The following is a 15,571-nucleotide window of genomic DNA, read 5'->3' on the forward strand; positions in this document are numbered from 1 at the left end:
GCAGAACGGGGCCGCCGAGAATCGGCGACCCCGCGCTACCAGCCGCTCGATGCAGCGGCCCCCGGTTCTACGTTCTGTTCTTCTGAAACAACCCAACGATCCACAGCAGGATCACCGCTCCGAGGACTGCGGTGAACAGAGTGAACCACCAACCACCTGACGCGGTGTCCAGGAAGAAGCTCAGGAGGAAACCTCCGATGAGAGCTCCGACTACACCCACCACGATGTTCATCAAGATTCCCGAACCGCCGCCGTTGACGATCTTGCCTGCGATGAATCCTGCGATCGCACCGATGATCAGGTAGCCGATCCAGCCGACGCTCGTCTGCGTGGACGACCGTGCAAGTAACTCTGTCGCTGCCAGAGTGTCCATAATCGAGCCCTCCCTTGTAGTGACGTGCAGCACCGAGACTATCGGTCTGTCGGGCGAATCCGCAGCGACTCGCCGTCGATGTTCACCGAAGTGAGATCGGCGACGACGTAGTCAGGCCCGTGGTCGGCGGACGCCTCGCCGACTCCGACGACCGTCGCTCCGGCGGCGAGTCCTGCTGCGATTCCCGCACGCGAGTCCTCCAACACCACGCACTGTGTCGGGTCGACGCCGAGTATCTCCGCTGCCCGCAGGAATCCACGGGGACTGGGTTTGGACTCGGTGACATCGTCGGCGGTGACCGCGACGTCGGGAAGGACGAGTCCCGCGGCCTGCATCCGTGCGTGCGCAAGCGGCAACGTCGCGGAGGTGACGAGAGCGTGCGGCGTATCGGCGAGCGCGGCGAGTAGACGGGCCGCACCCGGTATCGCGACGATCCCGTCCGTCTCGGCGGTCTCGGCTGCCAACAGTTCCGCGTTGTCGGCGAGGTTGTCCGCCGCAGGGCGCTCGGGCAGGAGTTCGGCCATGACCTCATGGCCTTGTCTGCCGTGCGAGAGCCCCAACACGGTCGCAACGTCGAGCCCGTGCGCTGACGCCCACCGTCCCATCAGCCGCTCGACCACAGCATCGGAGTCGACCAGAGTTCCATCCATGTCGAGCAGGACCCCGCTCACCGGAATCGTCACAGCAGGAATCATCACCATGACTCCAGTGTCCGGTAGAACGCGCGCCGCGAGGCGATCGTGGCCAGGTGCGCTCGGAGCACGACGTCCGGGATCAGAGCGCTCGACCGGATCAGGGCACTCCACAGCGCCGTCGGCCGACCGTTGACAGCACGTCCGATCAACTCGGATTCGCGCACCACTGCCCGGACGCGGCGGCGGCGAATGCTCGCATACCGCATCATCGCCCGCGGAAGGTCGTCCCCGGTTCGCACGCACTCGGCCAGCGTCACCGAGTCCTCGATCGCCTGGCAGCCGCCCTGTCCCAGGTGCGGGCGCATCGGGTGCGCGGCGTCGCCGACCAGCACGATCCGACCACGATGTACAACCTTGGCGGTCGCCCGGTCGTACAGATCGTTGCGCAGTATCTCGGCCGGGTCGGTCGCGGCGACGATCCGCGGCAGCGGGTCGGTCCAGCCGTCCACCAGACCACGGACGTGGGCGCTTTCGTCGTCGAACCTGGTGCCTTCAGGTAGCCGCGCGGTGGCGAACCAGTACGTGCGATCGGTGCCGAGCGGAACCACTCCGACCTGGCTGTCCGGCCCGAGTACCTCACCGGCCAGGATGGGGTCGAATGTCGCGTCGGCGATCCCGCGCCAGGCCGTGTAGCCGGCATATGTGTGCGGAAGGGAGCCGTTGAGCTCGCGCGCCAGCGCCGACCGGGTGCCGTCCGCGCCGACGACGAGGTCGGCGTTCAGGCCGGCCGAGCCGTCGACGCGCACGCCGAACCGCACGGTGTCCGCCGGTAGCAGCCCGGCGAGGACATCGCGCAGGATCGCCCGTTCGATCACGACGAGAGGTTCGCCGAGCGCGTCGACGAGACGATCGGGATCTGGTCGCCGGATCCAGCTCCCGTCACGCCATCGCATCGCGCCGGCCGTCACCGACCCGCCCGCGTCCCGGACCGCATCCCCGGCGCCGATCCGATCGAGAGCAGCAAGGGCATTGGGCCACAGACTGATCCCGGCCCCCGGCGACGTGTCCTCGCGCGCCTCGACCACCTGGACGTCGTGATCGTGCCGACGGAGTGCGACGGCGGCCGTCAAGCCCGCTATCCCGCCGCCGACCACGATCACGCGCATGATGTCACCGTCCTTGAAAGACGCCTGCGCGCTTCTCGAGCATCGCCGCGACCGCTTCCTTGTAATCTTCCGTCTGGTGGGCGATGCCTTGCATGGCAGCCGACATCTCCAACAACTGGTCGAGCGTCTGCTGCGACGACTCGCGCAACAGCTTCTTGGCCATGCGGACGGCGATCGGCGGGTTCACCGCCACACGGTCGGCGAGCGTCCACGCCGCACCGAGCAACTCATCGGGTTCGACAACGCGCGAGACCATCCCCCAGTCGAGTGCGGTGGCGGCATCGACCCTGTCCCCGGTCAACGCCATCTCGGCGGCCCGCGACGGACCGATGATGCGCGGTAGGAACCACGCACCGCCGTCGCCCGGGATGATCCCCAGTTTCACGAAGCTCTCGGCGAAGAACGCTGTGGTCGACGCGATCCGCAGGTCGCACATCATCGCCAGGTCACAGCCTGCGCCGACCGCCGGGCCGTTGACTGCGGCGATCACCGGAACCTCTAAGCCGTACATGGCGCGCGGAATCCGTTGGATGCCATCGCGATACCCGATCCGCTGATCGTGCGCGACACCGCCGAACAGACCCTGGCCCGCCTGCATCGCCTTCACGTTTCCGCCCGCCGAGAACGCCGATCCGGCACCGGTCAGAATCACCGCGCGGACGCTCTGGTCCGCGTTGGCCTGTGCGACGGCGTCGACGATCGCGTCGATGATCGGCTCGTCGGAGATCGCATTGCGCAGATCGGGCAGGTTGATCGTCCAGGTGACGACGTCACCGTTACGTTCCACCAGCAGTTCGTCGCTCACAGCAGCTCCAGAATCGTCGCGTTGGCCATGCCGCCCGCTTCACACATCGTCTGAAGTCCATACCGAATGCCGTTGTCGCGCATGTGGTGTACGAGTCGAGTCATCAGGATGGCGCCGGAGGCGCCGAGCGGGTGCCCGACCGAGATCGCTCCGCCGAGAGGGTTGAGGACCTCGTCCGGTGCGCCGATCTCCTTCTGCCATGCCATCGGCACAGGTGCGAACGCCTCATTGACCTCATAGGCGCCGACGTCGCCGACGGACAGCCCCGACCGGTCGAATGCCTTACGGGTCGCCGCGATCGGTGCAGTCAGCATGATCACCGGATCGTCGCCCGCGACGACAGTCGTGTGCACGCGCGCGATCGGCGTCCAACCGCGGTCGGCGGCGGTCTCACTGGACGTCACGAGCAGCGCGCCCGCGCCGTCGGAGATCTGCGAAGCATTGCCCGCGGTGATCATCCCGTTCGGGTCGAAGGGCGTCTTGAGGCCCGCGAGCTTCTCCACGGTGGTCCCCCGACGAAGCCCTTCGTCCTGAGTGAGGCCGCCGACCGGAGCAAGCTGACTGTCAAACGCGCCCGCGTCGATGGCCGCCGCTGTGCGCTCGTGCGACCGCGCCGAGTACTCGTCGAGCTCGGTCCGGGTCATCCCCCACTTCTTGGACACCATCTCGGCACCGATGCCCTGATCGAAGCGCTCCACCTCGTAGCGGTCGAGAACCGACTGCGGGCTGGGCGCGCCGCCGTGCCCGGCCATCCCCATCGGCACGCGCGACATCGACTCGACTCCGCCCGCGATCGCGACGTCGTACTGGCCGGACATCACACCAGCGGCCGCGAAAGCCACCGACTGCTGCCCAGATCCGCACCGACGATCGACGACGACCGACGGCACCGACTCGGGCCAGCCCGCGGCGAGGACGCCAAGTCGGCCGATGTGGCCCGACTGGTCGCCTACCTGGCTCACACACCCCCACACCACGTCGTCGACGACGGCCGGATCGAATCCGACGCGTTCGGCGAGGGATTTCAGGACGTGTCCGGACAGGTCACCCGGGTGGATATCGGACAAGGCGCCGTTCCGTTTGCCGATTGGGGTACGTACCGCATCGACGATCACTGCATCACGCATGTCCTCATCCTCTAGCACTGTTGACACTCGCGTAACACGAAACGGCGCAATCGGAAACATCTCACATCGACGATCGGGGCATGGACGATCCCGCGCGCACCGTGACGACCGTGTGCGGGTACTGCGGGGTCGGATGTGGGATCACGCTGCAGATCGACGGCGACCGCGTCACGGCGTCGACCGGTACACCTGATCACCCGACCAACCGCGGACGACTGTGCACCAAGGGTGCGACTACGGCCGAAATGCTCTCCGCGCCAGGACGTCTCACCTTCGCTACAGTCGACGGCTCGCGGGTGGGCGTCGACGATGCCGTCGTAGAGACGGCACGACGCCTCACCGCTATACGCGAGGAGCACGGCCCCGATTCGATCGCCGTCTACGTGTCCGGGCAGATGACGATCGAGGCTCAGTATCTGGCCAACAAGCTGGTGAAGGGATTTCTCGGGACCAACCAGATCGAGTCGAACTCGCGGCTCTGCATGGCTTCGGCGGGCACCGGTTACAAGCAGTCACTCGGCGCGGACGGACCGCCCGGCAGTTACGACGATCTCGACCACGCCGACCTGTTTCTGGTGATCGGGTCCAACATGGCCGACTGCCACCCGATCCTGTTTCTGCGCATGATGGAGCGGGTCAAGGCGGGCGCCCGCCTCGTCGTCGTCGATCCGCGCCGTACGGCGACAGCTGCCAAAGCCGACCTGTATCTCCCCGTCCGGCCGGGCACTGACCTTGCGCTTCTCAACGGTGTGCTGCGCCTGATCGTCGAGGCCGGCGGCGTGGACGAAGAGTTCGTCGCGGCGCACACCTCTGGATGGGACACGATGCTGCCACTTCTCGACGACTATCCGCTGGAGGCGGTGGCCGAGACCACGGGACTTCCCCCCGGCGACCTCCGCACACTCGCACAGTGGATCGTCGACGCCGACGACTGGACGTCGTTGTGGACGATGGGACTCAACCAGTCGACCCACGGCACCTGGCACACCAACGCTCTGGTGAACTTGCATCTGGCGACCGGCGCCATCTGCCGCACCGGCTCGGGGCCCTTCTCCCTGACCGGACAGCCGAATGCGATGGGCGGGCGTGAGATGGGATACATGGGTCCCGGGCTGCCCGGTCAGCGCACTGCTCTCGACCCGGATCATCGGGCCCTCACCGAAGCTATGTGGGGACTGTCTGCCGGAACGATCCGTGACGACGCGGGCGGCGGCACCATCGACATGTTCGAGCGGATGGCCGCGGGAGAGATCCGGGCCGCGTGGATCATCTGCACAAACCCTGTGGCATCGGTCGCGAATCGGAGCACGGTGATCGCCGCACTCGAAGCCGCCGACCTCGTCGTCGTCCAAGAGGCGTTCGACGGTGCCGAGACCACCGCATACGCCGACGTCGTGCTGCCCGCAGCCCTGTGGTCGGAGTCGGACGGAGTCATGGTGAACTCCGAACGCAGCCTGACGTTGTGCCAGCCCGCGGTGCCCCCGCCCGGCGACGCCCGACCCGATTGGAAGCTGATCGCCGACATCGCAGGCGCAATGGGGTTCGGCGACGCCTTCGACTACCAGGACGCGTCGGCGGTATTCGACGAGTTGAGCGCGTTCCATAATCCGACGACGGGATGGGATGTCCGCGGTGCGAGCCACGAACGCCTCCGCGCCGGGCCCGTGCAATGGCCCGCTGCCCCCGGCTGCGACGCCCGCAACCCCATCCGATACCGCGACGGCGCCACGCTGCGCTTCCCGACCGCCGACGGTCGAGCCCGCTTCCTGCCTCGTCCGTTCCTACCGCCCACCGAACTCCCGGACGACGTATATCCAGTGCTGTTGACGACGGGTCGTCTCGCCCACCAATGGCACACGATGACCAAGACCGGTCGGGTCGCGAAGCTCAACAAGCTCAATCCATCCAGCTTCGCCGAACTACACCCGGACACCGCTGCCGAGCACGGTATCGCCGACGGTGACCGCGTTATCGTCGCCTCCCGCCGCGGATCGGTCACCGTCCCGGCCCGAGTGACCGCCGACATCGCACCCGGCTGCTGCTTCGTCCCAATGCATTTCAACGACGCGTCGGGTCCCGATCTGTCGATAAACGCCGTCACCAGCGACGCAGTCGACCCCGACTCGTTGCAACCCGAGTTCAAAGCGTGCGCCGTGTCGCTGACAGCGGTCCCCGCGGAGTCCGATGCCCCAGGCTCGATGTCCCCAGACCCAGCACCCCAGGAGAGTCCATCCGTGACCGGTCTCGCATCCGTATTCGGCGCAGCACCGACGCCCCCGACCGGCGCCGAAGAGTCGGCGTACCTGACCGGTCTGGTGGCTGGCATCGCCGCGAACCCGCCTGTGGACGCTGTGCCCGTCATCCCGGCGACAGCTCCCCTCTCGTCCGCTGTCCGGGCGTGGGCCGACGGCGTCCTCGCCGGCTATTACTCGCGCTCGGCCGTGGCAGTCGCCGCGGTCCCCGCCGTCCCCACCACCGCGGGGCCGCGACTGACGCTCGTCTGGGCATCGCAGACCGGTACCGCCGAAGAGTTCGCAGAACGCGCCGTGCCCGTCCTGACCGCGGCCGGATTCACCGTGTCGTCACGCTCTGCTGACGAGGTCGGCCTCGACGAGTTGACCGGACCGGTGCTGTTCGCGGTGTCGACGACTGGCGACGGCGACCCACCCGACAACGCAACCGCGCTCTGGACACGTCTTGCCGCAGCGACGTCGTCGGACGTGACAGAACTCCGGTTCGCCGTACTCGGCTTCGGTGATTCCTCGTACGCGGACTTCTGCGGATTCGCACGCAAGCTCGACGGGCGACTCGACCTGTTGGGGGCGGTCCGGATCGCCGACCGAGTCTCGTGCGAGCCGGGCGACGACGCCGCCGCGGACACCTGGCTCGACACCGTGACCGACGCTCTGTCGGTGCAATCCGATCTGCCCGTCGAGCCGAGCCCGCAACCGAAATCTGTTCCGTCCTCAGGACACTCGCGGCGTAACCCAGTCGCTGCACGACTCGTAGCAAACCAACGACTGTCCGGAGCGGATTCGGCGAAAGAGGTACGGCGCTTCGCATTCGAGCTTGCTCCGGGAGCCCTTGCCTATCAGGCAGGCGACGCACTCGGCATCGTGCCGACGAACAGTCCCGCGCTCGTCGACGAGTGGCTCGCCGTGACAGGTCTGGACGGCGACCTGCCCGTCGACGCGGCAGGTGACACGATGGCGTTGACGTCGGCGCTCACCGAGCACTTCGAGATCGCCCGCATCACCCGCGATCTCATCAGCTTCATCGCCGAACGCCACGACGATCCACACCTGCGGAACCTTCTCGATCACCGGGAAGCGTTCGACGAATGGGTGTGGGGTCGCCAAGCGGTCGACGTGCTCGCGCAATACCCCGTCGACGCTGAGATCGCCGACTGGCTGACGGTGCTGCGACCACTGCAGCCACGCCTCTACTCGATCTCGTCCAGTCCCTTTCACACTCCCGACCGGGTCGAGGTGACCGTCTCAACGGTCCGGTTCGACTCCGGCCAGACCCGACGCGGTGGCGTCTGCTCGACATACCTTGCCGACGCGCCCGAGTCCACCGACGTCCGAGTGTTCGTCCAGCCCAACAAGCATTTCGCTCCGCCGACGGACCCGGACGCTCCGATGATCATGATCGGGCCGGGAACTGGAGTCGCCCCGTTCCGTGGCTTCCTGCATGAGCGCGCGGTCACCGGTGCTGCGGGCGACAACTGGCTGTTCTTCGGCGAACAGCACCGAGCCACCGACTTCCTCTACGAGGACGAGTTGACCGAACTGCGCGACACCGGCGTCCTGACTCGGCTGGATGTGGCCTTCTCCCGCGACCAAGCCGACAAGGTGTACGTGCAGGATGTGATGCGTGAGCACGCAGCCGAACTCTGGGCGTGGCTCTCCCGTGGCGCCTACGTGTACGTGTGCGGCGACGCGTCGAAGATGGCCCCGGACGTCGACGACGCCCTGCACCAGATCGTCGCCGAGCAGGGCCGCCTCGCTCCCCGCAGTGCCGACGCCTACGTCGCCGCCCTCACCGCCGAGCACCGCTACGTCCGCGACGTGTACTGACGACGCACCCGCTCACACAACGTCGTGCGGGGCAGCGGTCTCATCGGTCCGCACGCTCCGTCCGCGGTGAACGGAGCCGTCAACTGGGCACGATAACGAGTCGGATAGTCAGGTTTGGCCGCCATCCCCAGATCGGCGCTGCTGAATCGGTGCTCCGGATCGTACCGGTCGGTGCCCAAAGTTCAGTGCGAGCAGTCGTCCCAGCGCGGACCCGACCGGTACCGGGACGCCGACGACGATGAGTGGAGCCACGCCACCGAGCATTTCCAGGCTCTGATACACGGGATGTTTCCACTGGAGGCCAACACTATCGCGGTCCCATTGACGCCGATCAGCATGAAAGCGCCGCGAGCTCAGTCGGTGACAGACCGAACATCTTGGCACTCCACAATCGGCTCAGATGCGACGCCGACACTCCCGTCCAGGTAGACGCTCAGCACCCTGCGCGCGGGTCCGACCCGTCCACCGTCCATCTCGACCGAGACCTCGGCACCGGAGTCGTCGCAGACGACCACCTGGTGCGCGGCGTACACGTGTGCCACAGCGTCTCCGACGACGCCTGCGTAGACCAGCACCCCCGAACCCAGCCATACCCGCCCGACTCACGCCATCGCCACGGTCTCCGCACACCGCGCCCCGTAACACGGTGAGAACCTGGTGACTCGCGAGCAACGAGACCCGCGATCTGCCGCAACACCGGATCCATACCGTCGTCGACATGAGTAGAACAGTCGCAGTCATCGGGCACGGAATGGTGGGGCACCGTTTCGTCGAAGCACTCCGCACTCGCGATGAGGATGCGTCGTGGCACATCGTGGTGATCGGTGAGGAAGCCGATCGCGCGTACGACCGCGTGGGGCTCTCCTCGTATGTCGGCGGATGGGATCGCAGCACGCTCGCGCTGGCAGGCAACGCGTACGACGACGACGGCGCAGTGCGCGTGCTGACCGGGCGTCGCGCAGCGTCGATCGACCGCGCCACCACGACGGTGCACCTCGACGACGGCACCACGGTCGACTACGACGCCCTCGTGCTTGCGACCGGCTCGTACGCGTTCGTGCCGCCTGTGCCGGGACACGACGTCGACCACTGCCACGTCTACCGCACACTCGACGATCTCGATGCGATCCGCGGCGACGCCGAAGCGGCGATCGCACGCAGCACCGGCGACCAGCCGATCGGCATCGTCGTCGGCGGCGGGCTCCTCGGCCTCGAGGCGGCGAACGCACTCCGCCAACTCGGCCTGCGACCACACGTCATCGAGATGAACCCGCGGCTGATGCCGCAGCAGATCGACCCGGCGGGCGGCGAACACCTCGCACGGATGATCGGGGCCCTCGGCATCGACATCTCGCTAGAGACCGGGACCAGATCGATCGAGCCGCTCGGCGACGACGTGCGGGTCACGTTCTCCGACGAGGCGACAGTCGACGCGGCCCTCGTGGTCTTCGCGGCCGGCGTGCGGCCGCGCGATGAACTGGGTCGCGAATCCGGGCTGGCGACGGCCGAGCGCGGTGGCGTCCTTACCGACCTCACGGGTGTCACCAGCGATCCGGCCGTGTACGCAATCGGTGAAGTCGCGGCCATCGAGGGCCGGTGCTACGGCCTCGTCGGCCCCGGCTATGCCAGCGCCGAAGTGGTCGCCGACCAACTCCTCGGTGGCGACGCGTACTTCCCGGGCGCCGACATGTCCACCAAGTTGAAGCTCCTCGGCGTGGACGTCGCGAGCTTCGGCGACGCTCACGGGACCACCGACGGCGCGTTGAACGTCGTGGTCAGCGATCCGATCAACGGAACGTACGCCAAGCTCGTCCTCTCCGACGACGCGTCGACTCTGCTCGGCGGCGTACTCGTCGGCGATGCCTCGTCGTACGGCGTCCTGCGACCACTCGTCGGCTCGTCGATCCCCGGCGACCCGGTCGCATTGATCAGCCCGGTCACCGGTGACGCCCCGGCGCTCGGCGTCGGCGCGCTCGGCGACGACGCGCAGATCTGCTCGTGCAATGACGTCTCGAAGGGGACGTTGTGCAGCGCCATCGCCGGCGGCGCCTGCGACGTCGCGGCCCTTAAGAGGTGCACGGGTGCCGGCACGTCGTGCGGTTCGTGCGTCCCGCTGCTGTCGCAGATCCTCGCCGACTCGGGTGTCGAACAGTCGAAGGCGTTGTGCGAACACTTCGACGTCTCGCGTGCCGAGCTCTTCGAACTCGTTCGGGCCAGCGGCATTCGGACGTTCTCCGGTCTCGTCGAACGGTTCGGCAGCGGAACTGGTTGCGACATCTGCAAGCCGACCGTCGCCTCCATCCTGGCGTCGACGAGCAGCGACCACATCCTCGACGGCGAGCAGGCTTCGCTGCAGGACTCGAACGACCACTTCCTGGCGAATATCCAACGCAACGGCACCTACTCGGTGGTTCCGCGTGTGCCCGGCGGAGACATCACCGCCGAACAGCTCATTCTCATCGGCGAGATCGCCCGGGACTTCGGGCTGTACACGAAGATCACCGGTGGTCAGCGCATCGACATGTTCGGTGCGACCGTCGACCAGCTGCCCGACATCTGGCGGCGACTCGTCGACGGCGGTATGGAGTCCGGTCAGGCGTACGGCAAGTCGCTGCGCACGGTGAAGAGCTGCGCCGGATCGGACTGGTGCCGGTACGGGCAGCAGGATTCGGTCCAGTTGGCGATCGACTTGGAGCTCCGCTACCGGGGCCTCCGTTCGCCGCACAAGCTCAAGATGGGCGTGTCCGGCTGTGCTCGTGAATGCGCGGAGGCCCGCGGCAAGGACGTCGGCGTCATCGCAACCGAGAGCGGCTGGAACCTGTACGTCGGCGGCAACGGCGGCATGACTCCCAGGCACGCCCAACTCCTCGCCGGCGACCTCGACACGCAGACGCTGATCTCCTATATCGATCGTTTCCTCATGTACTACATCCGCACCGCCGACCGCCTGCAGCGGACCGCGCCGTGGTTGGAGGCGCTCGACGGCGGCCTGGACCACCTGCGCTCAGTGATCATCGACGACGCCCTCGGTCTCGCCGCCGACTTCGAGGCAGACATGGCTCGCCACGTCGACGGGTACGAGTGCGAGTGGAAGGGAGTCCTGGACGACCCGGACAAGCTGTCTCGGTTCGCGTCGTTCGTCAACGCCCCGGATGTGGCCGACCCCACGGTCTCGTTCGGTGAGAGTCATGGCCGCAAGGTGCCCGTGCTCCTCGGCGAGCCGACCGTGAGGAGCAACGCATGACCGTCAACTTCGACCTGCACCGGTGGACTCGCGATTGGACCCCGGCGTGCTCATACGACAGACTTCAGCCGCTCCGCGGGGTCGCCGTGCTGCTCCCCGACCACGGCCAGGTCGCTTTGTTCCGCCTCGCCGACGACTCGTTGCGCGCGGTCGGCAACATCGATCCGATCGGTCGGGCCGCCGTCTTGTCCCGCGGCATCGTCGGAGACCGCAACGGGTTCCCCGTTGTCCAGTCGCCGCTCAAGAAGCAGGCCTTCAGCCTGATCGACGGACGTTGCCTCGACGCGGACGGCGTCAGGGTCCCGGTCTTCGCGACGCGCATCGGGATCGACGGGACCGTCTTCGTCGCGAATTCTCCGCTCGTCGGGTTCGGTCGTCGCCCGGAACCGGTCACAGTGGACACGGCGTCGTGACCGTCCTCCTGGTCGCACACGGCACCCGCAACCCGCGCGGAGTCGCGCTCATCGGCGACCTCGCCGCCGCGATGCGTGATCGTCTCGGAGAGCATGTCGCGGTCTCGTTCGTGGACGTCCTCGGCCCTAACCCGACCGATGCGCTCTGGGGCCGGGGGTCGACTCCGGTGACCGTGGTCCCCGCATTTCTCGGGCGCGGGTATCACGTGCGCCGAGACATACCCGAACATCTCGGCCGCCGCGGGCTCCCACCGACTCATACGACCGACCCCCTCGGTCCGTCAGACGAGGTTGTCGCAGCGATCGCCGACCGTCTCGTCGCGGCCGGACACCGCGGCGGCGACCCCGTCGTCCTGGCCGCTGCCGGCTCCTCGGATCCGGTGTCGCACCGTGATGTGGAGTCGGTGGCCACGGCGCTACGTCGAACGCTCGGCGTGCCAGTCGAGGTCGCCTTCGCTGCGCCGTCGGCGAGGGCCCCGCAGTATCCGTCGGTGAGCGAGGCGGTGGCCCGAATCAGACGGAGTCATCATCGGGTCTCGGTCGCCTCCCACCTCCTGGCTCCCGGTCTTTTTCAGACGAGGCTCGAGAGTTCGGGCGCCGACGTCGTCGCCCCACCCTTGGGCTTGCACCCGCTGATCGTGGAGCGCGCGTGTCTGCTTGCCTGCGGTGCCACTCAGTCGACCGCGAGCCGGTAGCCACGCTTGACCACCGTGGCGACGATCTCGCGGACGCCAAGTGCGGCACGTAACCTGCCCACGGCGACTTCCACCGCGTGGGCGTCTTCGCCTGCCGCGGGAAGCAACTCGAGAAGGTCACGCCGGGACACCACGTCGCCCGGCGTCGCAGCCAGCGCCTTCAACACGGCCAGGCCCGTCGCCGAGACGTCGCGCACCTCGCCGTCGACGACGGCAGCAGCTGCGTGGACACCGAGACGGTGTCCGGCCACCGCGATGTCCGGGGCGCCGGCGGGCAGGTCTTCGGCCATGAGCCGGGCGAGGGCGCCCAGCCGCATCCGGTCGGGTGCCACGCTCGGAACACCGACCGCATCGAGCGGCGCCGAAGTAACGGGTCCGACGCTGTAGGCGGTGACCGGTCCGCGCATCGCCGCGATCAGCCGATCACGTACATCGAGTTCGCTCGCACGCAGCAGGGTCGACGCGACGGCGGGAGCCGAGGTGAACGCGACCGCGTCGACGCGGACGTGGACGATGTCGTCGATGAGGGAGTCGAACGCGGCCGCATCGCTCGGCCCCTCCCATCGGTAGACCGGCACACCGACCACCAGTCCGCCGCGCGCAGTCAGTCCGTCGAGGAATCCTGGGTTGGGGTCCCAGGAGTGTGTGGCGCCGTGCAGTTGCACGGCGACCCGCTTGCGGGCGAGGTCGTCGGCGGTCAGGTACTCCAGCACCTCGGCAGACGACTCCGATGCGGGCGACCACTCTTCGCGCAGACCCGCGGCACGCAAGGCACCGGTGGCCTTTGGTCCGCGTGAGATGACGCGCCCGGCTCCGAGTGCGGCAAGCAGGTCGTCGGCCATCCCCCACTCGTCGGCGGCTTCGATCCAGCCGCGGAAACCGATGCCCGTCGTTGCGATGACCACGTCCGGGGGCGATTGAATGAGACTGCGCGTCGCCTCCAACAGTCCGCGATCGTCGGCCAGCGGGACCATTGATATGGCGGCTGCCGACACCACGCGAGCACCGCGACGGGTGAGCAACGCGCTGAACTCTTCCGCGCGTCGTGCCGCGGTGATCGCAACGGAGAACCCCGCCAATGTGGGCGGGGTTCCCCGATCGGTGCCTGAGGTCATGAACTCATCGTTCCAGACACGGGCACTGCGTCCGGCGCGGGCGTGGTCGCGGGCACCGCGACGTAGGCTCGCCAGGTGACGAGTGCGGCGACCGCGTAGAAGACCGCGAACACGCTGAACGCCCACACCGGTGAGCCGCCGTCGCCGGACTGGTAGGCCTGCCGCAGCACCAGGTTGATGCCGACGCCGCCGAGCCCGCCGAGGCCGCCTGCGATTCCGATGACCGCCCCGGACATCGACCGCGAGTACGCGACCCGACCCGCAGCGTCAAGAGGAAGTGAACGCGACGCGGCGTCGAACACCGACGGGATGATCTTGTACACCGAGCCGTTTCCCATGCCGGACAGGACGAACAACAGCACGAACGCAATCGTCATCACGGCCAGGGATCCATTGCCCGCTATGAGGATCGCCGCCGCACCGATCATGCCGACGAACACTGCGAGGGTCACGGTACTACCGCCGAATCGGTCGGCCAGCTTGCCTCCGTAGACACGGCTGATCGAGCCGAGCAATGGCCCGATGAACGCGATCGATGCGGCGTGCAGCGCGGCGTCGGTGGCCGACTGGCCGTCCGCGCGAAAGTTGATTGCCAGCACCTGCGCGAAGGCGAACGAGAAGCCGATGAACGAGCCGAACGTACCGATGTACAGGAGTGAGATGATCCATGTGTGGCGATTGCGCGTCGCTGCCCGCATGGCGGCCGTGTCCACGCCCGGCCCCTTCAAGTTGTCCATGTACACCGCGGAACCGATGCCTGCGATCGCGAGTGCGACGAGATAGAACGCGCACACCCAGTACGGCTCCGTGTCTCCGGCCCACGCCAGAACGAGGAGGCCGAGTAACTGAACGGCAGGCACCCCGAGGTTGCCACCGCCCGCGTTGAGTCCGAGCGCCCACCCTTTGAGTCGCTGCGGGTAGAACGCGTTGATGTTCGTCATCGACGACGCGAAGTTGCCGCCGCCGAGTCCGGTGAGCGCCGCACACACGAGATACATCCATAGCGGTTGGCCCGGGTTCGCGAGAAGCACGATGGTCGCCGACACCGGGACCAGCAGAACGACGGCAGAGAAGACTGTCCAGTTCCGTCCGCCGAATCGGCTCGTCGCCATCGTGTACGGGAACCGCAGCAATGCGCCGGTAAGTGTCGCGACGGCTCCGATCAAGAACTTGTCGCCGGTCGTGATGCCGTACACGTCGGTCGGCATGAAGAGCACCATCACCGACCAGAGTGACCACACCGAGAACCCGACGTGTTCGGCGGCCACCGACCAGATCAGGTTACGACGAGCCACGGCCGCTCCACCCGCCTTCCACGCCGTCGTGTCTTCGGGGTCCCAGTGTTCGATGGTGTGGTTGCGTCCCACGAGGTGCCACCTCTCCTCACGCCGACGGCGCGTCCGCCGGCTGATGTGATGAACCTACGAATCGCGTGTTGCGCGTGAGAGCGGTAGCTGTCACCGCGAAGTAATGAACACCTCGCAGTGTGTCGTACCCGCGTGTGAGGACGTCCAGGAAACCGCCAGGAGATCACCTCCTGATCGTCCAGGAATCGTCCCTACCTTGATCCGTGTGGCACCGAGAAACCCGGAGCCGCACCACCGAGAAGAGATGCAGTCCGCATCTCCCGTCACGAAGGAGAAGCCGCATGGCAACCCCGAACAACCACCGTCAGCCCGGCCGCACCCAGCAGCAGCACCACTCGACCCCGCAGCGCCGTCGCCGCGTCCGTCAGTGGGACCGTCGCAGCCGTCGGTGGACCTGGATCTGGCGCTGATCCTCCGCCCCTGTCCGTAACCCCCCGCGCGGGGGGCGGGGGGGGGGGCCCGGCCCGCGGCCCCCCGCGGGCCCACCGCGCGCCGCCCCCCCGGACCCACACCCCGGCACCCCCAATCACCACCCCCCCCCGGGGCGCCGGG

The 15,571-nt window shown here is 67.6% G+C and carries 13 protein-coding genes and 1 pseudogene; 5 read left to right on the plus strand and 9 right to left on the minus strand.

The window, feature by feature from the left end:
* Positions 1 to 67: 67 nt before the first annotated feature.
* From ACTIMF_RS14830 to ACTIMF_RS14850, 5 genes are read right to left on the minus strand one after another with little or no spacing between them, the layout of a single operon-like run.
* On the minus strand, positions 68 to 373 hold the full coding sequence (locus ACTIMF_RS14830; protein WP_442351064.1) for a GlsB/YeaQ/YmgE family stress response membrane protein: 306 nt from the start codon (positions 371 to 373) through the stop codon (positions 68 to 70).
* A gap of 38 nt (positions 374 to 411) precedes the next feature.
* The gene (locus ACTIMF_RS14835) at positions 412 to 1,074 is read right to left on the minus strand and encodes an HAD-IA family hydrolase (RefSeq protein ID WP_442351065.1); all 663 of its coding nucleotides are present in this window, start codon (positions 1,072 to 1,074) and stop codon (positions 412 to 414) included.
* The gene (locus tag ACTIMF_RS14840) at positions 1,068 to 2,174 is read right to left on the minus strand and encodes an FAD-dependent oxidoreductase (RefSeq protein WP_442351066.1); all 1,107 of its coding nucleotides are present in this window, start codon (positions 2,172 to 2,174) and stop codon (positions 1,068 to 1,070) included. Before ACTIMF_RS14840 ends, ACTIMF_RS14835 begins: the two co-directional genes overlap by 7 nt.
* Before the next feature lie 4 nt (positions 2,175 to 2,178).
* The gene (locus tag ACTIMF_RS14845) at positions 2,179 to 2,979 is read right to left on the minus strand and encodes a crotonase/enoyl-CoA hydratase family protein (protein WP_442351067.1); all 801 of its coding nucleotides are present in this window, start codon (positions 2,977 to 2,979) and stop codon (positions 2,179 to 2,181) included.
* Positions 2,976 to 4,106, minus strand: a complete 1,131-nt coding sequence (locus ACTIMF_RS14850) for a thiolase family protein (RefSeq protein WP_442351068.1) — start codon at positions 4,104 to 4,106, stop codon at positions 2,976 to 2,978. Before ACTIMF_RS14850 ends, ACTIMF_RS14845 begins: the two co-directional genes overlap by 4 nt.
* Positions 4,107 to 4,186: 80 nt before the next feature.
* Between ACTIMF_RS14850 and ACTIMF_RS14855 the strand changes: the two genes are divergently transcribed.
* Entirely contained in the window at positions 4,187 to 8,185 is a 3,999-nt protein-coding gene (locus ACTIMF_RS14855; RefSeq protein WP_442351069.1) for a molybdopterin-dependent oxidoreductase, read from the plus strand.
* Here the strand turns inward: ACTIMF_RS14855 and ACTIMF_RS14860 are convergent.
* Positions 8,164 to 8,476 (minus strand): annotated as a pseudogene (locus ACTIMF_RS14860) (sterol desaturase family protein); the annotation flags it as partial. The gene ACTIMF_RS14855 and the pseudogene ACTIMF_RS14860 sit on opposite strands and share 22 nt — an antisense overlap.
* 62 nt (positions 8,477 to 8,538) lie before the next feature.
* Positions 8,539 to 8,760 (minus strand): hypothetical protein, encoded by a 222-nt coding sequence (locus tag ACTIMF_RS14865; RefSeq protein ID WP_442351070.1) that lies wholly within the window; start codon positions 8,758 to 8,760, stop codon positions 8,539 to 8,541.
* A 143-nt stretch (positions 8,761 to 8,903) separates the two neighbouring features.
* Here ACTIMF_RS14865 and nirB point away from each other — a divergent pair, with 143 nt between their 5' ends.
* Genes nirB through ACTIMF_RS14880 form a run of 3 tightly spaced genes read left to right on the plus strand, consistent with a single transcriptional unit; the run spans position 8,904 to position 12,537 of the window.
* Positions 8,904 to 11,429, plus strand: a complete 2,526-nt coding sequence (gene nirB, locus ACTIMF_RS14870) for a nitrite reductase large subunit NirB (protein WP_442351071.1) — start codon at positions 8,904 to 8,906, stop codon at positions 11,427 to 11,429.
* Positions 11,426 to 11,842, plus strand: a complete 417-nt coding sequence (nirD, locus tag ACTIMF_RS14875) for a nitrite reductase small subunit NirD (protein ID WP_442351072.1) — start codon at positions 11,426 to 11,428, stop codon at positions 11,840 to 11,842. Before nirB ends, nirD begins: the two co-directional genes overlap by 4 nt.
* On the plus strand, positions 11,839 to 12,537 hold the full coding sequence (locus ACTIMF_RS14880; protein WP_442351073.1) for a sirohydrochlorin chelatase: 699 nt from the start codon (positions 11,839 to 11,841) through the stop codon (positions 12,535 to 12,537). The genes nirD and ACTIMF_RS14880 overlap by 4 nt, the downstream gene beginning before the upstream one ends.
* Here ACTIMF_RS14880 and ACTIMF_RS14885 read toward each other — a convergent pair.
* Positions 12,516 to 13,652, minus strand: a complete 1,137-nt coding sequence (locus ACTIMF_RS14885) for a uroporphyrinogen-III synthase (protein WP_442351074.1) — start codon at positions 13,650 to 13,652, stop codon at positions 12,516 to 12,518. The genes ACTIMF_RS14880 and ACTIMF_RS14885 overlap by 22 nt on opposite strands.
* Complete coding sequence (locus ACTIMF_RS14890; protein WP_442351075.1) at positions 13,649 to 15,019, minus strand: MFS transporter; 1,371 nt, start codon at positions 15,017 to 15,019, stop codon at positions 13,649 to 13,651. The genes ACTIMF_RS14885 and ACTIMF_RS14890 overlap by 4 nt, the downstream gene beginning before the upstream one ends.
* Before the next feature lie 281 nt (positions 15,020 to 15,300).
* On the opposite strand from ACTIMF_RS14890, the gene ACTIMF_RS14895 reads away from it, so the two are divergent.
* On the plus strand, positions 15,301 to 15,429 hold the full coding sequence (locus ACTIMF_RS14895) for a hypothetical protein (protein WP_442351076.1): 129 nt from the start codon (positions 15,301 to 15,303) through the stop codon (positions 15,427 to 15,429).
* Positions 15,430 to 15,571: the final 142 nt, after the last annotated feature.

Source organism: Gordonia sp. (in: high G+C Gram-positive bacteria), assembly GCF_052106715.1.
Taxonomy (GTDB): Bacteria; Actinomycetota; Actinomycetes; order Mycobacteriales; family Mycobacteriaceae; genus Gordonia.